We start from the raw sequence: 21,562 nt of genomic DNA, 5'->3' as shown, positions 1-21,562 counted from the left end.
AGTAGCAGGTAAATGCATTTACTTTAACTGGATCACGAAAATAAACGGCAGCACTGTCCGGCAAAAACGATTGCCAGACAGTGTGTGAGGGGATTTAGCGGGTTGTACCGCGCAGTTTTAATTTGCTGGGAACGAAGACTAGCAGCGGCAGCGCGCGACCATCGCGAGCCTTTTCATACACCAGATTAACGCCCTGGCTTCCCATCATCTCGGAATGGATTCGCACGGTTGAGAGCGGCGGAAAGGTAAATCGCGCGGTAGGAATGTCGTTAACGCTGATAAGCGAAATATCCTGCGGGATGTTCAGGCCACGTTCATGAATTGCCCGTAGTACGCCGATAGCAATGGAATCGGAAGCGACAAACAATGCCTTCGGGTAGTTTTCCCGCGCCAGCATTTGTTTTGCCAGTTCATAGCCTGACGAGCTGGAAAAACCGCCGCGCCAGATATCCTCTTCGCGCACAACGTGCTTGAGATGACCATACTCGACAAATGCCGCTTCGCGAATATCTGCTTTGCCTGGCTCGTCTTCGCCGCCAATAAAACCGATGCGATTTACACCCTGAGCAATATAGAAATCGATGATTTCTTTACTGATGCGTGCCAGATCGATATCTACCGCATCGTAATTGCTGCCTGGCTCGTGAAAGTCGATAAAACAGATATTATCGGTTAACGCACTGGCGGCGGCGCGTAGGGCAGGCGTGGGCTTGCCGACAATTAAAATGCCGGTGACGTTTTTAATGTCCGGCAAGCCGTTGTGCTCATAACAGTTGGTCAGTTCGATCGCCAGCTTTTCGCACTGGGTTTCAATGCCGTGACGGATCGCCAGATAGTAAGGGTCGTTGATCTCCAGCTCCTGCTGGTAGCTGTAGATGGCCAGAATATGGTGCTGGTTGACTGCACCAGTCTGTAATTTACGGGCGCTGCTGGTCTTGTACTCCAGCTTTTCTGCGATCTCCAGAATGCGATGTTTCGTCTCTTCCTTTACATTCAATGTCGGATCGTCATTTAAGACCCTGGATACTGTCGCCAGGGATACGCCAGCTTCGATTGCGATGTCTTTTAGTGTTGCCATGTTTACCTTTTTTACTTTCCCTGATGTGCGCCTTCATTGTAGAGGAAGTGCTTATTGGGTCACCTGTTTTCAGTAAATAAAGCGCGTTTCTTTGACGCTGTAACGGTAACACAGTGGCTTACGAATGTGATCACGCCTGCATTCTCTATTTTTAGCCTACAGGATTCAGAAAAACTTTTGCTATAGTTTAGTAAAATTTTACTTGAAGGGGAGAAACAATGGAAACCGTGGCTTACGCTGATTTTGCGCGTCTGGAAATGCGTGTCGGGAAGATTGTGGAAGTTAAACGCCATGAAAACGCCGACAAGCTGTACATCGTACAGGTTGATGTCGGTGAAAGAACGCTGCAAACCGTGACCAGCCTGGTGCCGTACTACCGCGAAGAAGAGCTGATGGGTAAAACGGTGGTGGTACTGTGCAATCTGCAAAAAGCAAAAATGCGCGGTGAAACCTCGGAATGCATGCTGTTGTGTGCAGAAACTGATGACGGCAGTGAAAGCGTGTTATTAACGCCGGAGCGGATGATGCCTGCGGGCGTGCGTATCGTATAAAAAATGGCGGATGGCGAATTTGCCTCGCTATCCGCCATCGGTATTACGCCTCTTCGACACTTACTCGCATGGCGGCCAGCGCCTTACGCGCCGCTTTGATCACCTGCTCACACTGTTCAATGCTCAGTGTCAGTGGCGGTTCAATGCGGATCGTTTTGGCATTGTTGAGCGTTCCGGCAACCAGCACGCGCTGGCGGAACATCTCGCTGGCAAAGTTGTAGCCGATTTCGTTATCAACAAACTCAATCGCCATCAACATTCCTTTGCCGCGCGCGTCCTGCACCAGATCGGGATATTCCCGCGCCAGTTGACGGAAACCGTCCAGCAACATATCGCCTTTTTGCTCAGCCTGGGCCGGTAAATTCTGTTCCAGCAACACGTTGATGGTTGCCAGCGCTGCCGCACAGGCCAGCGGGTTGCCGCCAAAAGTGGTGGTATGCAGAAACGGATTGTCGAACAGCACTGAGAATACCTCTTCGGTGGCGATGGTCGCGCCAATCGGCATCACGCCGCCGCCGAGGGCTTTCGCCAGGCACAGGATGTCCGGCTGAACGTTCTCATGTTCGCAGGCGAACATCTTGCCCGTGCGCCCCATGCCCGTTTGCACTTCATCGAGGATCATCAGTGCGCCGAACTCATCGCACAGCTTACGTACGGCGGTGAGATAACCCGGCGGCGGCAGAATTACACCACCTTCGCCCTGAATTGGCTCAAGGATCACTGCGGCAACATCATCACCGGTTTTTTTGCACTCGCTAAGGGCTGTGCGCATGGCTTCAATATTGCCAAACGGTACATGACGGAAACCCGGCAGCAGCGGCATAAACGGTTTGCGGAAGGTCGATTTCGCCGTGGCCGACAGTGCGCCAAGCGATTTGCCGTGGAACGCGCCGCTGGTAGCAATAAAAGTAAATTTGCCGCGCGGTGACTGATAAGCCTTCGCCAGTTTTAGCGCCGCTTCAACGGACTCGGTGCCGCTATTACAGAAGAAGCTGTATTTCAGTTTACCGGGCGTCAGCGCGGCAAGGGTTTTCGCCAGCATCGCCCGTAACGGATCGAGCAACTCCTGGCTATGCAGTGGCTGTTTCGCAAGTTGATTCTGTACGGCGGAAACTACAACTGGATTACGGTGCCCCACGTTGAAAATTCCAAAACCTCCCAGGCAGTCAATAAACTCCTGTCCCTGGGTGTCGACAAGCGTATTTAAACCTCCCGCTTGCCACTCTACGGCTCCGTAATCCCCGCCAGCGGTAACAGATTTGCGATACTCTAAAAATCCCGGATTGACATGTTCTTTGAAGTATTCAATCACCTCCCGGTTAAGTGCTTTCATCTCCTCATGATCCAGCGTTCGCTTTTCAATGAGATTCAGGGCGTGGGCGCTGCACGCTAAAGCCGATGCGCTCGAAGGTAACCTGTTCAAAATATGCTCCGGAGGCTCGCGTATCACATGATACCGATTTAAGTATTGCAGGGATTGCGCCACTCCGGCTGCGATTGCGAAAATCGGGATAAACACAAATGCAGCAATCATCCGTGCAACATTTAATGCTGATTGTTAACATTTGTTGTTATTTGGTACGATTTCTATCGAGTATGGATTTTGCGCTTGTTATGTAAATGCACTCTTTCAGGGCAGCAAATGCCTGTTTTTTGGGCAATGTAATTAATGTTATCGCATAGTAACAGGATGAAAGTATTTTAAATCAATGGATTACATTTTGTGCTTTAATCGCAAATTGCGATCTAAATCAAATTAAACCGCTAAAGATAACCGCGCCGGGGCCGACATAACTTCCGACAAGAAGTTAACAACAATATAACCTGCACAGGACGCGATTATGTCTTCTCATCCGTATGTCACCCAGCAAAATATCCCGCTGGCTGACGATACCACTCTGATGTCTACTACCAATCTACAAAGCTATATCACACATGCTAATGACACTTTTGTGCAGATTAGCGGCTATACATTGCGGGAGTTACAGGGGCAGCCGCATAACATGGTGCGCCATCCGGATATGCCGAAAGCGGCCTTTGCTGATATGTGGTACACCCTGAAACAGGGGGAACCCTGGAGTGGAATCGTGAAAAATCGGCATAAAAATGGCGATCATTATTGGGTGCGGGCGAACGCGGTGCCGATGGTGCGCGATGGCAAAATCAGTGGCTATATGTCGATTCGCACGCGGGCGACGGATAAAGAGATCGCAGCAGTAGAGCCGCTGTACAAGGCGTTGAATGTCGGGCGCACAAATAAGCGTATCCATAAAGGTTTAGTGGTGCGTAAAGGCTGGTTGGGAAAACTCCCTTCATTGCCGCTTCGCTGGCGGGCGCGTGGAGTGATGGCGCTGATGTTTATCGCGCTGGCGACCATGCTCTGGTTTGCCGCCGCACCAGTGGTGAATTATTTCCTCTGTGCGTTAGTGATGCTGTCAGGAATTGCCTGTTTTGAATGGCAGATTATTCGTCCGATAGAAAATGTCGCCAGCCAGGCGCTGAAGGTGGCGACCGGTGAGTGTAACAGTGTTGATCATCTGAATCGCAGTGATGAACTGGGGTTGACGTTGCGGGCAGTAGGGCAGCTTGGTTTGATGTGCCGCTGGTTGATTAATGACGTATCAAGCCAGGTTTCCAGCGTCAGAAGCGGCAGTGAAACGCTGGCAAAAGGCACCGATGAACTTAACGAACATACTCAGCAGACGGTAGATAATGTTCAGCAAACGGTAGCGACCATGAATCAGATGGCAGCGTCGGTAAAACAGAACTCTGCCACGGCTTCGGCTGCCGATAAACTTTCTATTACCGCCAGTAATGCGGCAGTGCAGGGCGGGGAAGCGATGACCACGGTGATCAAAACGATGGATGATATTGCAGACAGTACTCAGCGCATTGGCACTATTACTTCGCTGATTAACGATATTGCTTTTCAGACCAATATCCTCGCGCTGAATGCGGCGGTGGAAGCGGCGCGTGCCGGAGAGCAGGGTAAAGGTTTTGCGGTGGTTGCGGGCGAAGTACGTCATTTAGCCAGCCGCAGCGCCAATGCTGCCAACGATATTCGCAAGCTGATCGATGCCAGTGCTGATAAGGTGCAATCCGGTTCACAACAAGTGCACGCTGCCGGACGGACGATGGACGATATTGTGGCGCAGGTGAAAAACGTAACTCAGTTGATTGCTCAGATTAGCCATTCAACGCTGGAACAAGCTGATGGGCTTTCCAGTCTGACCCGTGCGGTAGATGAACTTAACCTGATTACCCAGAAAAACGCCGAGCTGGTGGAAGAGAGCGCGCAGGTGTCAGCGATGGTTAAACACCGCGCCAGCCGACTGGAAGACGCGGTGACGGTGCTGCATTAATCGGTATGCCGGATATCATGGTTGGTACACAATGCCTGATGCGATGCTGGCGCATCTTATCAGGCCTACGGGCGCGTAGGCTGATAAGGCGTTCACGCCGCATCCGGCAATCGGTGATTAATCCAGTTGCGTAATATCAAAAGCGGCGCGGTCAATTACCGCAATGATCTTTTTTATCTGCGCGTCGCTGATGTCACTCTGGTTGACACGTAAGTCCAGCACCGCTTTAAAATTATCCAGCGCCCGCTTCATTTGCGGGTTCTGGCGTAGCGCAGCGCCAACGCAGCGGGCTTTGATCCGCTCTTCAATCATTTCCACTTGTTCGCGATTTTCTTCCAGCCACTGCGCGCCCTGTTCGGTTAGCGCAATCTGCTTCTTGCCGCCTTCTTCTTCGCGGATGGTAATCAGCGACTGCTCCTGGAGAAAATCCAGCGTCGGATAGATGACGCCCGGACTTGGGGTGTAATTTCCCTGGGTCAGATTCTCAATCGCTTTAATCAACTCGTAACCGTGGCTGTCATCGCGTGAAAGAATATCCAGAATCACCAGACGCAATTCACCGTGACCAAAGAAACGCTGCCGACGACCACCGCCGCGACCGTGACGACCACCGCAGCATTGACCATGCTCGTGCTCATGCTGATGACCGTGCCCGCAGTGCTCGTGTTCTGACTTCTCACCTTTGCAGCAGCCTTCATGGCGTGGCTGGCCTTCATGTTTACAACACCCTTCGTGATGATGGCTCATAATCAGCCTCCTGTTGCTTAATTAGATATATCTAATTTATATCTAATGTGAACATTACTGCAAGTGCAAAAATGATTTTTAAACGCAGATGTGCTCAACATGTAGGCCGGATAAGGCGTTCACGCCGCATCCGGCAGCCTTGCTATGGTGCTGAATGCCTTCACATACTTCAGATATATCAATTCTACAAATTGCTTGCATTTATCATGATTAGCAATCATTATCATTTGTGAATTTTATTTAGATATATCTGATTACCATCACGAAGGCGATAACAATGACTAACTCTCCCCGCTACCCACAGCGCGTTCGAAATGATCTGCGCTTCCGTGAACTGACTGTGTTACGTGTTGAGCGTATCAGCGCTGGTTTTCAGCGTATTGTCCTTGGCGGCGAGGCGCTGGACGGTTTTACGTCGCGCGGCTTTGACGATCACAGCAAACTCTTCTTTCCTCAAACTGACGCTCATTTTGTGCCGCCAACAGTAACGGAAGAAGGTATCGTCTGGCCGGAAGGACCGCGCCCGCCGTCGCGTGACTATACGCCGCTGTACGATGAACAACGCCATGAACTGGCGATCGATTTCTTTATACACGACGGCGGCGTCGCCAGCGGCTGGGCGATGCAGGCGCAACCAGGCGATAAACTCACGGTGGCCGGACCGCGAGGTTCGCTGGTGGTGCCGGAGGATTACGCGTATCAGGTGTATGTCTGCGATGAGTCCGGAATGCCTGCACTGCGCCGCCGCCTGGAAACGTTGAGCAAACTTGCCGTTAAACCGCAAGTTACTGCGCTGGTCAGCGTGCGGGATAACGCCTGTCAGGATTATCTCGCGCACCTTGACGGTTTTAACATCGAATGGCTGACGCATGATGAGCAGGCGGTGGACGCGCGTCTGGCGCAGTTGGCAATTCCTGCCGATGATTACTTCATCTGGATAACCGGTGAAGGAAAAGTGGTTAAGAATTTAAGCCGTCGCTTTGAAGCGGAACAGTATGATCCACAGCGGGTACGCGCAGCGGCTTATTGGCACGCGAAGTGATTGAACAGAAAGAAAAAAACAAAAGGCTGACGATTTCTCGTCAGCCTTTTGCTGTGTCTGGTGGCCCCTGCTGGACTTGAACCAGCGACCAAGCGATTATGAGTCGCCTGCTCTAACCACTGAGCTAAGGGGCCATGGTAGCGGATTATAAAGTAACTCCGTGTCGCAATCCAGCCATTACCGCGCGGCTGCTGTTTTTATAAACAATGTGTTTTCAATTCGTTATACTTCCTGCGGGTTGTGTTGTTCAGGAGTTAATATGGTTGACGATATTCTTGCGCCAGGATTGCGTGTGGTGTTTTGTGGCATCAATCCGGGTCTTTCTTCCGCGGAGTCTGGTTTTCCGTTTGCCCATCCGGCGAATCGCTTCTGGAAGGTGATTTATCAGGCCGGGTTTACCGACCGTCAGTTGAAGCCGCAGGAAGCGCAGCATCTGCTGGATTATCGTTGTGGCGTCACCAAACTGGTTGACAGGCCAACGGTGCAGGCTAATGAAGTGTCAAAGCAGGAATTGCACGCAGGTGGGCGCAAGCTAATTGAAAAAATTGAGAATTATCAGCCGCAGGCGTTGGCGATTCTGGGTAAGCAGGCGTATGAACAGGGATTCAGTCAGCGCGGCGTGCAGTGGGGGAAACAAACGCTGACCATTGGTTCGACGCAGATTTGGGTATTGCCGAATCCCAGCGGTTTAAGTCGAGTTTCTCTGGAGAAACTGGTTGAGGCATATCGGGAGTTGGATCAGGCACTGGTAGTGCGTGGGCGATAAAAAACGCCACCAGAAAGGTGGCGTTAGAGTAGCAAGACGAGTGCCGGATATGACGTGAACGTGTTATCCGGCCTACAGATTAATCGTCCAGGAAGCTACGCAGCACTTCAGAACGGCTCGGGTGACGCAGTTTGCGCAGCGCCTTCGCTTCGATCTGACGGATACGTTCACGGGTAACGTCGAACTGTTTACCCACTTCTTCCAGCGTGTGGTCGGTGTTCATGTCGATACCGAAACGCATACGCAGAACTTTCGCTTCACGCGCGGTCAGGCCAGCCAGCACGTCGTGCGTTGCCGCACGCAGGCTTTCGGTGGTCGCAGAATCCAGCGGTAGTTCGAGGGTGGTATCCTCGATGAAATCCCCCAGATGCGAATCTTCATCATCACCGATCGGCGTTTCCATGGAGATTGGCTCTTTGGCGATCTTCAGCACTTTACGGATCTTATCTTCCGGCATCAACATACGTTCAGCCAGTTCTTCCGGCGTCGGCTCGCGGCCCATCTCTTGTAGCATCTGGCGAGAAATACGGTTGAGCTTGTTGATAGTCTCAATCATATGCACCGGAATACGAATGGTGCGCGCCTGATCCGCGATAGAGCGGGTGATCGCCTGACGGATCCACCAGGTTGCGTAGGTGGAGAACTTATAACCACGACGGTATTCGAACTTATCAACCGCTTTCATCAGACCGATGTTGCCTTCCTGAATCAGATCGAGGAACTGCAAGCCACGGTTGGTATATTTCTTGGCGATAGAAATAACCAGACGTAAGTTCGCTTCAACCATCTCTTTCTTCGCACGGCGGGCTTTCGCTTCACCGATGGACATACGGCGGTTGATGTCTTTAACCTGCTCAATGGTCAGGCCGGTTTCTTCTTCAATTTGCTGCAGTTTCTGCAGGGCGCGATGCACTTCTTCAGAGACATCGTGCAGTTTTTCCGACCACGGTTTGTTCATCGCAATCGCTGCATTGAACCAGGTATCGCTGGTTTCGTTGCCGGTAAACAGGGTGATGAAGTTTTTCTTCGGCATTTTGCACTGCTCAACGCAGAGCTTCATGATCAGACGTTCTTGTGTACGAACGCGATCCATCATGACGCGCATGCTGTTGACCAGGTAGTCAAACTGCTTCGGCACCAGGCGGAACTGTTTGAACACTTCAGACAGTTTCAGGATCTCTTCCTGAGCGGCTGCGTGACTGCGGCCTTTCGCTTTGATGGTGTCGCGCGTTACAACATACTGGGCACGCAGTTCAGCAAATTTTTCGCGAGCCAGTTCCGGGTCGATGCTGTTGTCATCGTCGGCGCTGTCGTCGTCGGCATCTTCTTCGTCTTCATCTTCGTCATCGTCCAGATCTTCCTGAGAAAGCTCTGAACCGACGTGAGTGGCGGTTGGTGCCAGTTCTTCTTCTGCGTTCGGATCGACAAAGCCGGTGATCAGATCGGACAGACGTGCTTCTTCCGCTTCAACGCGATCGTACTGTTCCAGCAGATAGGTAATCGCTTCTGGATATTCAGCAACGGAGCATTGAACCTGGTTGATCCCGTCTTCGATGCGTTTAGCGATGTCAATTTCGCCTTCGCGGGTCAACAGTTCAACGGTGCCCATTTCACGCATGTACATGCGTACCGGGTCAGTCGTGCGCCCGATTTCAGATTCCACGCTGGAAAGCACCTGTGCGGCGGCTTCGGCAGCATCTTCGTCTGCTGTGTTTTCAGCCAGCATCAGATCATCGGCATCCGGCGCTTCTTCCATCACCTGAATGCCCATGTCATTGATCATTTGGATGATGTCTTCGATCTGATCGGAATCGACGATATCTTCCGGCAGATGGTCATTGACCTCGGCATAGGTCAGATAGCCTTGCTCCTTACCACGGGTGACAAGAAGTTTTAGCTGTGACTGCGGGTTTTGCTCCATAAGACGGTATCCACACTTATTTCATGAGGTTGGTGTTGGGCGATTGACCGGATATCATTCAGATATTAATGCTGAAATCCAACGGTTGTTTACCGCCAACGATAATTACGAGGGCGTACTTATATCATTGCCGCTGCCTCTCAGTGCGGCTGTCGGGGGCTTCCCGATCGCTATTCGGCACTTAAGCCGTTAAATCACTTTTTCGCCAGCTCCTGGTTTAATGTCCAGAGTTCCAGGCGTTCTTCATTACTTAAACCATGCGTGCGCTCACGAGCGATTAACTCTTCCTGGCGCAGTTCAAGCAACGAATCAAACATATGGTTGAGTGAGTCGGTGAAGGTTTGCTCAGCAATATTCTTATCTGCTATATCGTCCCACATCGACAGTTTTTCAAGGGTGGCAGCATTATTTGTGCCACGATAGTGCTCTAAAAGTTGCCCGGTGGTCAGACCTGGCTGAGAGAGACAAGTGTTGACCAGTTCTCTGAATAAGCCAAGTCCGGGGAGCTTATTTTGATCCAGATTTTCCAGCGGCGGGACTAACGTCGCTAATTCTGGATTTTGCACCAGCAACCCTATAAGTATACGCATGGTCGTGCGTTTTAGCTGCGGAACAGGACGAGAAACACCGTTCTCCGCTGCTTTCGGCATTAATCGTTCAAGCTGGCTGTCATCAAGTATGCCTAACTTGTTGCCTAATTCCTGACGAAGATAGATGCGCAATGTTTCTCCGGGCACCTGAGAAATCAGCGGCAGCGCCAACGTACTTAAACGCGCACGCCCGTCAGGTGTGCTCAGATCAACTTGCGGCATCAGGCTGTTAAACAGAAACGCAGAGAGCGGCATGGCCTGCTCCATACGCGCTTCAAACGCCTCTTTACCTTCTTTGCGTACCAGCGTGTCAGGGTCTTCGCCATCCGGTAAAAACATAAAGCGTAGCTGACGACCATCTGTCATATAGGGCAGCGCAGTTTCTAACGCTCGCCACGCGGCATCACGACCTGCGCGGTCGCCGTCATAACAGCAAATGACATTGTTGGTCGCGCGGAACAACAACTGAATGTGATCGGCAGTGGTCGATGTACCCAACGATGCAACGGCGTAATTAATACCGTATTGCGCCAGAGCAACCACGTCCATATAGCCTTCGACCACCAACAGACGCTGGGGTTCAGCGTTATCCTGCTGCGCTTCATAAAGACCGTAAAGCTGGCGGCCTTTATGGAAAATATCAGTTTCCGGCGAGTTCAGGTATTTTGGGGTATCGTTGCCCAGCACGCGCCCACCAAAACCAATCACCCGACCGCGTTTATCGCGAATGGGGAACATCACCCGCTCGCGGAAACGATCGTAACTGCGGCCCTGATCGTTGGTTACCAACATGCCTGCATCAATCAATGACTGGCGATTTTCTGGATTGTCGCCAAACCGTTTCAGGACGTTGTCCCAGCCGGGGGGCGCAAAACCAATCGCAAAACGGGCGATTACCTCATGGCTTAATCCGCGTTTTTCCAGATACTGGCGCGCAGATGTAGCAACAGGTTGCTGTAAAGATTGTTGGTAAAACGTATTCAGACCGTCCATCAACTGATAAAGAGTTTGCCGTTGATGGCGCTCTATCTGGCTGGGGCCGCTGCCTGCTTCAAATGGCACTTCAAGATTGTGCATTGCCGCCAACTCTTCGACCGTTTCGACGAACTCGAGTTTGTCGTAGTTCATCAGAAAGTCGATCGCGTTGCCGTGCGCGCCACATCCAAAGCAGTGGTAAAACTGTTTCTCACCGTTGACGGTGAAGGACGGGGTTTTTTCGTTGTGGAATGGACAACACGCGTGAAAATTCTTGCCCTGCTTTTTTAGCTTCACACGAGCATCGATCAGATCGACGATGTCAGTGCGCGCCAGCAGATCATTAATGAATACGCGTGGGATTCGTCCAGCCATAGGCCCCGATTTTTAGCAATTCATAAACGAAAATAAGCCGCGCATTCCTTTCGGAAGCACGGCCTTACAACTACAACTCGGTCTGATCGGAGAGCAACGCTCTCGGGGAATTAGTACAGACGAGTACGGCGTGCGTTTTCGCGAGCCAGTTTCTTCGCGTGACGTTTCACTGCAGAAGCTTTAGCGCGCTTACGTTCGGTAGTCGGTTTTTCATAGAATTCACGACGACGAACTTCCGCCAGAACACCTGCTTTTTCGCAGGAACGCTTGAAGCGACGCAGAGCTACGTCGAACGGCTCGTTTTCACGTACTTTAATTACCGGCATGTGCCTCTCACCTTTGATTAATTCGGTTTGCCGCTGGCATCAACGCCAGCTTATTTCAAAATGGTGCGGAATTTTACTGCAATTGCTGCTGCTTTGTAAAGCACCGCGGCCTTTTTTGAAAGGGACTTTTATAAGGGTGAGGAGTATACACGAGGCTTTCTCCAGGGGCGAACAAAGTTTTACATCAACCCGCATTGGTCCTACACTGCGCGGTAATAAAGCGAGGTAAAACAAGTCATGCGTGTACTGGGTATTGAAACTTCTTGCGATGAAACCGGCATCGCCATTTACGACGATGAAAAAGGTTTGTTAGCCAACCAATTGTATAGTCAGGTGAAATTACACGCTGACTACGGCGGCGTAGTGCCTGAATTGGCCTCCCGCGATCACGTGCGTAAAACCGTACCGTTGATCCAGGCGGCGCTGAAAGAGTCCGGGCTGACAGCAAAAGATATTGATGCAGTGGCCTATACCGCAGGCCCTGGATTAGTCGGCGCGCTGTTGGTTGGCGCAACGGTCGGGCGTTCGCTGGCGTTTGCCTGGGGCGTTCCGGCGATCCCGGTACACCATATGGAAGGGCATCTGTTAGCGCCGATGCTGGAAGATAACCCACCGGAATTTCCGTTTGTCGCGCTGCTGGTTTCCGGCGGTCATACGCAGTTAATCAGCGTCACTGGTATTGGTCAGTACGAGTTGCTCGGTGAGTCCATTGATGACGCTGCCGGGGAAGCGTTTGATAAGACCGCGAAGCTGCTGGGGCTGGATTATCCAGGCGGGCCGTTACTGTCGAAAATGGCCGCCCAGGGTACTGCCGGGCGCTTTGTCTTCCCGCGTCCGATGACCGACCGTCCGGGGTTGGATTTCAGCTTCTCTGGCCTGAAAACCTTCGCGGCAAATACCATTCGTGACAACGGCACCGACGACCAGACGCGTGCTGATATCGCTCGCGCCTTTGAAGATGCGGTGGTCGATACGTTGATGATTAAGTGTAAGCGAGCGCTGGATCAGACGGGCTTTAAGCGACTGGTCATGGCTGGCGGCGTGAGTGCTAACCGCACGCTGCGGGCGAAACTGGCGGAAATGATGAAAAAGCGTCGTGGCGAGGTATTCTACGCGCGTCCGGAGTTTTGTACCGATAACGGCGCGATGATCGCCTATGCCGGAATGGTGCGGTTTAAAGCAGGCGCGACGGCGGATCTCGGCGTGAGTGTGCGTCCGCGCTGGCCACTGGCAGAGTTACCGGCTGCGTAAGGCTATGATTCAGCCTGTGAAAAGGATAAGCACGGGCTGAAAAATCACTCAGGATCTTTTTCGCGCTTTCTTTTGAATTTCGTCCAGATTTTTGTCTCCTGGTGACGCCACAGACGCTGGATGTTGTCATGATGACGCAGCAGGATCAGGCAAGAGAGCATCGAAACCGGGAAGGTGAATTGTGGCTTAAACCACCAGACATAAAACGGAGCAATCAGCGCGCTGACAATCGCCCCCAGCGACGAATATCCACTCAATAGCACGGTAAGCAGCCAGGTTCCCGCCATCACGCCCGTTAAATCCCAGCCAATCGGGGCTATTGCACCAAAAGCGGTGGCAACGCCTTTCCCCCCTTTAAAACCGAAGAAAACCGGCCAGATATGTCCAAGACAGGCAGCTATGGCAATTAAGCCTAACCAGAAGGGGCTGACACCTAATACATACGCGCCCCAAACGGGCAACATTCCTTTCAGAACGTCGAAAATCAGTACTGCTACGGCTGCTCCCTTGCCACCGATACGTAATACATTGGTTGCGCCAGGATTACCGGAGCCGCTGGTTCGCGGATCGGGCAGACCACACAAGCGGCAAACCAGAATGGCACTGGAAATGGAGCCGCAGAGGTACGCGATGAGGATCATTCCAGGCGCGATTGCACTCATAAGCTGTTCCGTTTTGAAAATTCGTGTTTAACGATGAATCCGTGGATAATACGCACATTTCGCCGGAAGTGGTATCCGGGTTAGCCAAAAAGCGAGCAGGTCGTGATGGATATTGTATTTATAGAGCAACTTTCGGTAATCACCACTATTGGTGTTTACGACTGGGAACAGACCATCGAGCAGAAGCTGGTGTTCGATATCGAAATGGCGTGGGATAACCGTAAAGCGGCGAAAAGCGATGATGTGGCGGACTGCCTCAGCTACGCAGACATCGCAGAAACGGTGGTTAGCCACGTCGAGGGGGCGCGTTTTGCGTTAGTGGAACGCGTGGCGGAAGAGGTGGCGGAATTGCTACTGACTCGCTTTAACTCTCCGTGGGTGCGCATCAAACTCAGCAAGCCAGGTGCAGTGGCGCGCGCTGCTAATGTTGGCGTAATCATTGAGCGTGGCAATAATCTGAAAGAGAATAATTAATTTTATAGCTGTTAAACCAAATGGTTATAAGCGGGTCATACTGCAGTAGTTTGGACAAGCGGTATATTTTTATAATTTAGGGGTTTATTGATGAGCGATATGCACTCGCTGCTGATAGCGGCAATATTGGGTGTGGTCGAAGGATTGACAGAATTTCTGCCGGTATCCAGCACGGGCCACATGATTATTGTCGGTCATTTGTTGGGATTTGAGGGCGATACGGCGAAAACCTTTGAAGTCGTTATCCAGTTAGGATCGATTCTGGCTGTGGTTGTCATGTTCTGGCGGCGTTTGTTTGGCCTGATTGGCATTCATTTTGGCCGTCCATTGCAGCGCGAAGGAGAAAGCAAAGGCCGGTTAACGCTGATCCACATTTTACTGGGGATGATCCCGGCAGTTGTCCTGGGGCTGTTATTCCACGATACGATTAAGTCATTGTTTAACCCGATAAATGTCATGTACGCGCTGGTCGTTGGCGGTCTATTGTTGATTGCCGCGGAATGCCTGAAGCCGAAAGAGCCGCGCGCGCCGGGTCTGGATGATATGACATATCGTCAGGCGTTTATGATTGGCTGTTTCCAGTGTCTGGCGCTGTGGCCGGGTTTCTCCCGCTCCGGAGCGACTATTTCTGGTGGGATGCTGATGGGCGTGAGTCGTTACGCCGCTTCTGAGTTCTCGTTCCTGCTGGCGGTGCCGATGATGATGGGCGCAACGGCGCTCGATCTCTACAAAAGTTGGGGGTTCCTGACAACCGGTGATATCCCGATGTTTGCCGTTGGGTTTTTCACCGCCTTTGTGGTGGCGCTGATTGCGATTAAAACCTTCCTGCAATTAATTAAGCGGATTTCGTTTATCCCGTTCGCCATTTATCGCTTTATTGTGGCGGCTGCGGTGTACGTTGTGTTCTTTTGATGTGAAGAACAGTGTCGGATGCCTGGAATTGTCCACGATTGCGTAGGCCGGATAAGTCGTTCACGCCGCATCCGGCAATCAACGCCTGATGCGACGCTTGCGCGTCTTATCAGGCCTACAACCGTCGTTGACATGTAGCCGGATAAGGCGTTTATGCCGCATCCGGCAAAATGCCCAAAACTTATTCAGGCTTTGGGCAACGTTGTTCCTTCCAGGTAGCCACCGCCGCAATTCGGCGTCGTGTCAGCTCCTCGCGGATCTCCACGCCTTTAAATCCCGCGTCAACAACCGCCTTTGTTGGTACTGACTGCGCTACTTCCCACGCTTCACGTAACCAGCGTCCTTGTGGGTAATCTGCCGCTTCAAAACCGGTTCGACCGCGCACGTCTGCCTCGCTGGTCAGCGCCAGTTGCTCGACACGCTGCGGTTTACGCCAGGCATCGATGGAATCAAACAATTTGACGATGGTTTTCGGATTCAGCATTGGGAAGGTGTGGATGAGATCGTGAAACTCCGCGACCAGTTTGGCTAAATCGCGGATTTCATTAGGGACGCGCAGGCGCTGGCACAATTGTTCTACTAATTTCACGCCTGCCGGACCATGACCATGATGACGTGGCCACAGCTCCGGCGGCGTTAGCCCTTTACCGAGATCGTGGCATAACGTTGCGAAACGGACATCGACCTGCGGACTTAGCATCGCCGCCATTGAGAGTGTCATTAAGGTGTGAATACCAGTATCGATTTCCGGGTGCCATTTCGCCGGAGCGGGGACACCAAACAACGCGTCGATCTCCGGGAATAAAACGCGTAATGCGCCGCAATCGCGTAGTACCTGAAAGAACACCTGTGGATTGCGGGTTGTGAGGGCGCTTTCAGTTTCTTTCCACACGCGTTCGGGCGTCAGGTGTTCCAGTTCACCCGCGTGGGTCATCTCGCGCATCAACGTCATTGTTTCATCGGCAATACGAAAACCGAGATGAGCATAACGTGCGGCAAAACGCGCTACGCGTAGCACGCGTAGCGGATCCTCGCCAAAAGCGGGGGAAACATGGCGCAGAAGACGGCTTTGCAGATCGCCCAGACCGTTGTACGGATCGATAATATCGCCGTCATCATCCTGGGCCAGCGCATTGATAGTCAGATCGCGACGCTGAAGATCATCTTCCAGCGTGACATCAGGCGCGGCATAACAGGTAAAACCTGTGTATCCCGAACCGGATTTCCGCTCGGTACGCGCCAGCGCATACTCTTCATGCGTTTGCGGATGCAGAAAAACAGGAAAATCGCGGCCTACCTGCTGGTAGCCCGCGTCAAGCATCTGTTGTGGCGTGCTGCCGACAACCACCCAATCTCTGTCTTTGACCGGTAGCCCTAATAACGCATCCCGAACCGCACCACCGACCAGATAAATCTTCACGCCATTTTCCCTTCGTCAAATACACAATTCCTAATAATAAGATAGTGTGACGAAGAAGGCGATTTAGTTCATCCAGCGATCTTTACGTTTGCGCGTTGGGATCAGGTGCGGCAATACCAGACCGAGCAGCAAGCCAAGCCCCAGCACGCCGCCACCATACATAAACCACTGCATGATGATGGTGCGCTGTTTGTCATCCAGTTGCACGCTGGCGGCATCAACTTTTTTCTGGGCGACAATCAGTTCGTTTTTCAGCTTCTGATTTTCTTCTTTTAACCCGTTGATCACGCTGTCGCTCTGCGCCACTTTCTGCTGCATTTCTGCCGTGCGCTGATTCCAGGTGTTATCGATATTAGTGAGCTTATTAGTCAGGGTTTTGACCTGATTTTCCAGATCTGGCACACGGGAGCGTAGACTTGGCTCTGTGCTAAGTTGTTTCAACGGGATCCAGGCGGTACGACCAGAGCTGTCTTTCACCTGGGCGTAACTGGTGTTGGCGTCAGTTTGTAATAATGTCACTTCCTCACCGGCGTTAACCGTGCCCACGAGGCGATAATTATCTCCCGGGCCACTGCGGACCCAGGTATTCAGTTCGTCAGAAACATAGCGCTTTTCTTCCGCGTGAGAGACGGCAGTGGCGCTAAGCGCGAGTAAAGTTAGTGCGATCAGGCGTAATTTTGGCATCAGGCTGTCGTTATTGTCATGGAAAGTGGAACGATAGTAGTGGCATCAGTGTCGCTACGCAAAGCATTCGGCATCAATCGGAATCCTCTGTGTCAGCTCTTGCCACTGTTTCAAACTTTTACGCCCGTCAAAATGCTCGTTGCATGGCAATTTGGCGCAAAATACTATCTACTGACAAAAAAGATCGCATTTAGTTCGCCGTTCATCGTCACTTATGTGACATAACCGATAAGTAAAGGCCATGGCTCAGGAAATCGAATTAAAGTTTATTGTTAATCACAGTGCCGTTGAGGCGTTGCGTGACCATCTCAATACGCTGGGCGGTGAGCATCATGACCCCGTGCAGTTGCTCAACGTCTACTACGAAACGCCGGATAACTGGCTGCGTGGGCACGATATGGGCCTGCGTATTCGTGGCGAAAATGGTCGCTATGAGATGACCATGAAAGTTGCCGGGCGGGTAACGGGCGGGTTACACCAGCGACCGGAATATAACGTTGCGTTGAGTGAGGCGAACCTCGATCTGGCACAGTTTCCAGTAGAAGTCTGGCCAAACAATGAATTACCTGCCGATCTTGCTTCCCGCGTACAGCCGCTGTTCAGCACTGATTTTTATCGCGAAAAATGGTTGGTAGATGTTGATGGCAGCCAGATTGAGATTGCCCTCGATTTGGGGGAAGTGAAAGCCGGTGAATTTGCTGAACCCATCTGCGAACTGGAGCTGGAATTACTTAGCGGTGAAACGCGCGCGGTGCTGAAACTGGCGAGCCAACTGGTATCGCAAACCGGATTGCGTCAGGGCAGCCTGAGCAAAGCCGCACGTGGTTATCACCTGGCACAGGGCAATCCTGCGCGTGAAATTAAACCCACCTCTATTCTGCATGTTGCGGCAAAAGCGGATGTCGAGCAGGGGCTGGAAGCGGCGCTGGAGCTGGCATTAGCGAAATGGCAGTATCATGAGGAGCTGTGGGTACGCGGCAACGATGCGGCGAAAGAGCAAGTGTTGGCAGCCATCGGCCTGGTTCGTCATACGCTGATGCTGTTCGGTGGCATTGTCCCACGTAAAGCGAGCACTCACTTACGTGATCTGCTGACCCAATGTGAAGCGACAATTGTTTCTGCGGTTTCTGCCGTAACGGCTGTCTACTCTACCGAAACGGCAATGGCGAAACTGGCGTTGACCGAATGGCTGGTAAGCAAAGCCTGGCAGCCGTTTTTAGATAGCAAAGCGCAGAGCAAAATGAGTGATTCCTTTAAACGCTTTGCTGATATCCATCTCTCCCGCCACGCCGCTGAGCTGAAAAGTGTTTTTTGCCAGCCGTTGGGCGATCGCTATCGTGATCAGTTGCCACGTCTTACGCGTGATATTGACTCCGTATTGCTGCTGGCAGGTTATTACGATCCTCTCGTCGCGCAAGCCTGGCTGGAGAACTGGCAGGGGCTGTGTCACGCTATTGAGACCGGGCAACGCATTGAAATTGAACATTTCCGTAATGAGGCAAACAATCAGGAACCGTTCTGGTTGCACAGCGGAAAACGTTAATCAGGCAAGGATAAAATCGCGTATGAAGCCGCTCTCTTCACCGTTACAGCAGTACTGGCAGACCGTTGTTGAGCGGCTGCCAGCGCCTTTAGCCGAGGAATCACTTAGCTCACAGGCGAAGTCAGTACTTACCTTCAGTGATTTTGTGCAGGACAGTGTGATTGCGCATCCAGAGTGGTTGGTGGAACTGGAAAGCGAACCACCGCAGGCCGACGAATGGCAGCATTACGCTGCATGGTTACAGAAGGCGCTCAGTGATGTAAACGATGAAGCCAGCTTAATGCGCGAACTGCGGCTGTTCCGTCGGCGCATTATGGTGCGTATTGCCTGGGCGCAAACACTGGCGCTGGTTGCGGAAGAGAACATTTTGCAGCAACTCAGCCATTTGGCGGAGACGCTGATTGTCGCGGCGCGTGACTGGCTGTATGACGCCTGCTGCCGCGAATGGGGAACGCCGTGTAATGCGCAGGGCGAAGCGCAACCGCTGCTGATTTTAGGCATGGGTAAGCTGGGTGGTGGAGAACTGAATTTCTCCTCGGATATCGATCTGATTTTTGCCTGGCCGGAACATGGTTGCACGCAGGGAGGACGCCGCGAACTGGATAATGCTCAGTTCTTTACCCGCATGGGCCAGCGGCTGATTAAAGTGCTGGATCAACCGACGCAAGATGGCTTTGTCTATCGCGTGGATATGCGGCTGCGCCCGTTTGGTGAAAGTGGCCCGCTGGTGCTGAGTTTCGCGGCGCTGGAAGATTATTACCAGGAACAGGGGCGTGACTGGGAGCGTTACGCGATGGTCAAGGCGCGGATTATGGGCGATAGCGATGGCGTTTATGCTAACGAATTGCGTTCGATGCTGCGTCCGTTTGTTTTCCGCCGTTACATCGATTTCAGCGTGATCCAGTCGCTACGCAACATGAAAGGGATGATTGCCCGTGAAGTCCGCCGTCGTGGCCTTACTGACAACATCAAACTTGGTGCCGGTGGCATTCGTGAAATTGAATTTATCGTCCAGGTGTTTCAGCTCATTCGCGGTGGGCGCGAACCGTCGCTGCAATCACGCTCTTTACTGCCAACACTCAGCGCCATTGCCGCGCTGCATCTGCTTTCTGAAAACGATGCCGAACAATTGCGAGTGGCATATCTGTTTCTGCGTCGTCTGGAAAACTTGCTGCAAAGCATTAATGATGAACAAACCCAGACGCTCCCAGCCGATGAGCTTAACCGTGCGCGGCTGGCGTGGGCGATGGATTTCGCTGACTGGTTGCAACTGACCGGAGCGCTGATCGGACATATGACCAATGTGCGCCGGGTATTTAACGAACTGATTGGCGATGACGAAAGCGAAACTCAGGAAGAGTCGCTATCGGAGCAGTGGCGTGAGTTGTGGCAGGATGCGTTGCAGGAAGATGACACCACGCCGGTGCTGGCGCATCTTAGCGAGGATGATCGCAAACAAGTGCTGGCGCTGATTGCCGATTTCCGTAAAGAGTTAGACAAACGTACCATCGGGCCGCGCGGACGTCAGGTACTCGACCATCTGATGCCGCATCTGCTGAGTGACGTTTGTGGGCGTGAAGATGCCGCCGTCACGCTGTCGCGTATTACCGCCTTGTTGGTGGGGATTGTCACTCGTACCACTTATCTTGAGTTGCTCAGTGAATTTCCGGCGGCGCTTAAACATTTGATTTCGCTGTGCGCTGCATCTCCGATGATTGCCAGCCAACTGGCGCGTTATCCATTATTGCTGGATGAACTGCTCGATCCGAACACGCTCTACCAGCCGACGGCGACTGATGCATATCGTGATGAACTGCGCCAGTATTTGCTGCGCGTGCCAGAAGATGATGAAGAACAGCAGCTTGAGGCGTTGCGTCAATTTAAACAGGCACAGTTGTTACGTATTGCTGCCGCGGATATTGCCGGAACACTGCCAGTGATGAAAGTGAGCGATCACTTAACCTGGCTGGCGGAGGCGATGATCGATGCTGTGGTACAGCAAGCATGGGGACAAATGGTTGCCCGCTATGGTAAACCGAATCACCTGAGTGAACGCGAAGGCCGCGGTTTTGCGGTGGTCGGCTACGGTAAGCTGGGGGGCTGGGAGTTAGGCTACAGTTCTGATCTTGATCTGATCTTCCTGCACGATTGCCCGATGGATGTAATGACCGACGGCGAGCGGGAAATCGACGGACGGCAGTTTTATCTGCGTCTGGCGCAACGCATTATGCACCTGTTCAGCACACGTACTTCTTCCGGCATTTTGTATGAAGTGGATGCGCGGCTGCGCCCGTCCGGAGCGGCGGGAATGCTGGTTACCTCCACAGAAGCGTTTGCCGATTATCAGAAAAATGAGGCCTGGACGTGGGAGCATCAGGCGTTGGTGCGTGCGCGTGTGGTGTATGGCGATCCACAACTGACAGCGCAATTCGACGCGGTGCGTCGGGAAATTATGACACTGCCGCGTGAAGGTAAAAACCTACAAACGGAAGTGCGGGAAATGCGCGAGAAAATGCGCGCTCATCTCGGCAATAAACATCGCGATCGCTTTGATATCAAAGCCGATGAGGGCGGAATTACCGATATCGAATTTATTACCCAATATCTGGTGTTGCGCTACGCTCATGAAAAACCAAAGTTAACGCGCTGGTCAGACAACGTGCGCATTCTGGAACTGCTGGCGCAAAACGACATTATGGAAGAGCGGGAAGCGATGGCGCTAACCCGTGCTTACACTACGCTTCGCGATGAACTTCACCACCTGGCGTTACAGGAGTTGCCGGGCCATGTGCCGGATGAGTGCTTCACCGCAGAGCGTGAACTGGTGCGGGCAAGCTGGCAGAAGTGGCTGGTGGAGGAATGAAGTGTGATATTATCGCGCGC

Annotated in this window: 18 protein-coding genes and 1 tRNA gene; 9 read left to right on the top strand and 10 right to left on the bottom strand. The window is 52.3% G+C overall.

What is annotated here, in order from left to right:
* Positions 1-94 precede the first annotated feature (94 nt).
* Entirely contained in the window at positions 95-1,078 is a 984-nt protein-coding gene (gene ebgR, locus A31E_RS07645) for a transcriptional regulator EbgR (RefSeq protein ID WP_000212448.1), read from the bottom strand.
* Positions 1,079-1,296: 218 nt separating this feature from the next.
* Between ebgR and A31E_RS07650 the strand changes: the two genes are divergently transcribed.
* The gene (locus tag A31E_RS07650) at positions 1,297-1,629 is read left to right on the top strand and encodes a tRNA-binding protein (protein ID WP_001517127.1); all 333 of its coding nucleotides are present in this window, start codon (positions 1,297-1,299) and stop codon (positions 1,627-1,629) included.
* 43 nt (positions 1,630-1,672) lie between these two features.
* Here A31E_RS07650 and ygjG read toward each other — a convergent pair whose 3' ends face one another.
* Positions 1,673-3,052 (bottom strand): putrescine aminotransferase, encoded by a 1,380-nt coding sequence (gene ygjG / locus A31E_RS07655; protein WP_032141512.1) that lies wholly within the window; start codon positions 3,050-3,052, stop codon positions 1,673-1,675.
* 418 nt (positions 3,053-3,470) lie between these two features.
* Here ygjG and aer point away from each other — a divergent pair, with 418 nt between their 5' ends.
* Positions 3,471-4,991 (top strand): aerotaxis sensor receptor Aer, encoded by a 1,521-nt coding sequence (gene aer, locus A31E_RS07660; protein ID WP_001517126.1) that lies wholly within the window; start codon positions 3,471-3,473, stop codon positions 4,989-4,991.
* A 117-nt stretch (positions 4,992-5,108) separates the two neighbouring features.
* Here the strand turns inward: aer and nfeR are convergent, their stop codons facing one another.
* Entirely contained in the window at positions 5,109-5,738 is a 630-nt protein-coding gene (nfeR, locus tag A31E_RS07665; protein WP_000017992.1) for a DNA-binding transcriptional regulator NfeR, read from the bottom strand.
* Between the two features lie 277 nt (positions 5,739-6,015).
* On the opposite strand from nfeR, the gene nfeF reads away from it, so the two are divergent.
* The gene (gene nfeF / locus A31E_RS07670; RefSeq protein WP_000185302.1) at positions 6,016-6,780 is read left to right on the top strand and encodes an NADPH-dependent ferric chelate reductase NfeF; all 765 of its coding nucleotides are present in this window, start codon (positions 6,016-6,018) and stop codon (positions 6,778-6,780) included.
* Positions 6,781-6,838: 58 nt separating this feature from the next.
* On the opposite strand, the gene A31E_RS07675 is transcribed toward nfeF, so the two are convergent.
* Positions 6,839-6,914 (bottom strand) — tRNA-Ile (locus A31E_RS07675).
* A gap of 125 nt (positions 6,915-7,039) precedes the next feature.
* Here A31E_RS07675 and mug point away from each other — a divergent pair.
* Entirely contained in the window at positions 7,040-7,546 is a 507-nt protein-coding gene (mug, locus tag A31E_RS07680) for a G/U mismatch-specific DNA glycosylase (protein WP_000227305.1), read from the top strand.
* A 79-nt stretch (positions 7,547-7,625) separates the two neighbouring features.
* Here mug and rpoD read toward each other — a convergent pair whose 3' ends face one another.
* From rpoD to rpsU, 3 genes are all read right to left on the bottom strand, one after another.
* A complete protein-coding gene (gene rpoD, locus A31E_RS07685; RefSeq protein ID WP_000437384.1) occupies positions 7,626-9,467 on the bottom strand; it encodes an RNA polymerase sigma factor RpoD in 1,842 nt (613 codons plus the stop codon).
* 194 nt (positions 9,468-9,661) lie between these two features.
* Positions 9,662-11,407, bottom strand: coding sequence for a DNA primase (gene dnaG, locus A31E_RS07690; protein WP_000918813.1), 1,746 nt, complete (start codon positions 11,405-11,407; stop codon positions 9,662-9,664).
* A gap of 110 nt (positions 11,408-11,517) precedes the next feature.
* Complete coding sequence (gene rpsU, locus A31E_RS07695) at positions 11,518-11,733, bottom strand: 30S ribosomal protein S21 (RefSeq protein WP_001144069.1); 216 nt, start codon at positions 11,731-11,733, stop codon at positions 11,518-11,520.
* 237 nt (positions 11,734-11,970) lie between these two features.
* Between rpsU and tsaD the strand changes: the two genes are divergently transcribed.
* Positions 11,971-12,984 (top strand): tRNA (adenosine(37)-N6)-threonylcarbamoyltransferase complex transferase subunit TsaD, encoded by a 1,014-nt coding sequence (tsaD, locus tag A31E_RS07700; protein ID WP_001264356.1) that lies wholly within the window; start codon positions 11,971-11,973, stop codon positions 12,982-12,984.
* Positions 12,985-13,028: 44 nt separating this feature from the next.
* On the opposite strand, the gene plsY is transcribed toward tsaD, so the two are convergent.
* Positions 13,029-13,646: a glycerol-3-phosphate 1-O-acyltransferase PlsY gene (gene plsY / locus A31E_RS07705; protein ID WP_001272800.1), complete on the bottom strand. Its 618-nt coding sequence runs from the start codon at positions 13,644-13,646 to the stop codon at positions 13,029-13,031.
* 105 nt (positions 13,647-13,751) lie between these two features.
* Here plsY and folB point away from each other — a divergent pair, with 105 nt between their 5' ends.
* Together folB and bacA are read left to right on the top strand one after the other, a co-directional pair.
* Positions 13,752-14,120 carry a bifunctional dihydroneopterin aldolase/7,8-dihydroneopterin epimerase gene (gene folB, locus A31E_RS07710; protein WP_010347879.1) on the top strand — a complete coding sequence of 123 codons (369 nt, stop codon included), beginning with the start codon at positions 13,752-13,754 and terminating at the stop codon, positions 14,118-14,120.
* 90 nt (positions 14,121-14,210) lie between these two features.
* Positions 14,211-15,032 (top strand): undecaprenyl-diphosphate phosphatase, encoded by an 822-nt coding sequence (gene bacA / locus A31E_RS07715; protein WP_016249227.1) that lies wholly within the window; start codon positions 14,211-14,213, stop codon positions 15,030-15,032.
* A gap of 181 nt (positions 15,033-15,213) precedes the next feature.
* Here the strand turns inward: bacA and cca are convergent, their stop codons facing one another.
* Positions 15,214-16,452 carry a fused tRNA nucleotidyltransferase/2',3'-cyclic phosphodiesterase/2' nucleotidase/phosphatase Cca gene (cca, locus tag A31E_RS07720; RefSeq protein WP_001517122.1) on the bottom strand — a complete coding sequence of 413 codons (1,239 nt, stop codon included), beginning with the start codon at positions 16,450-16,452 and terminating at the stop codon, positions 15,214-15,216.
* A gap of 63 nt (positions 16,453-16,515) precedes the next feature.
* On the bottom strand, positions 16,516-17,136 hold the full coding sequence (locus A31E_RS07725; protein ID WP_001125318.1) for a TIGR04211 family SH3 domain-containing protein: 621 nt from the start codon (positions 17,134-17,136) through the stop codon (positions 16,516-16,518).
* A gap of 241 nt (positions 17,137-17,377) precedes the next feature.
* On the opposite strand from A31E_RS07725, the gene ygiF reads away from it, so the two are divergent.
* Together ygiF and glnE are read left to right on the top strand one after the other, a co-directional pair.
* Positions 17,378-18,679, top strand: coding sequence for an inorganic triphosphatase (ygiF, locus tag A31E_RS07730; RefSeq protein ID WP_016249226.1), 1,302 nt, complete (start codon positions 17,378-17,380; stop codon positions 18,677-18,679).
* Between the two features lie 22 nt (positions 18,680-18,701).
* Positions 18,702-21,542, top strand: a complete 2,841-nt coding sequence (glnE, locus tag A31E_RS07735; protein WP_016249225.1) for a bifunctional [glutamate--ammonia ligase]-adenylyl-L-tyrosine phosphorylase/[glutamate--ammonia-ligase] adenylyltransferase — start codon at positions 18,702-18,704, stop codon at positions 21,540-21,542.
* Positions 21,543-21,562 lie beyond the last annotated feature (20 nt).

The organism is Escherichia sp. KTE159, from assembly GCF_000408805.1.
Lineage (GTDB): Bacteria > Pseudomonadota > Gammaproteobacteria > Enterobacterales > Enterobacteriaceae > Escherichia > Escherichia marmotae.
The sequence above is the reverse complement of the archived record's forward strand: the minus strand, read 5'-3'. Positions and strand labels throughout refer to the sequence as shown.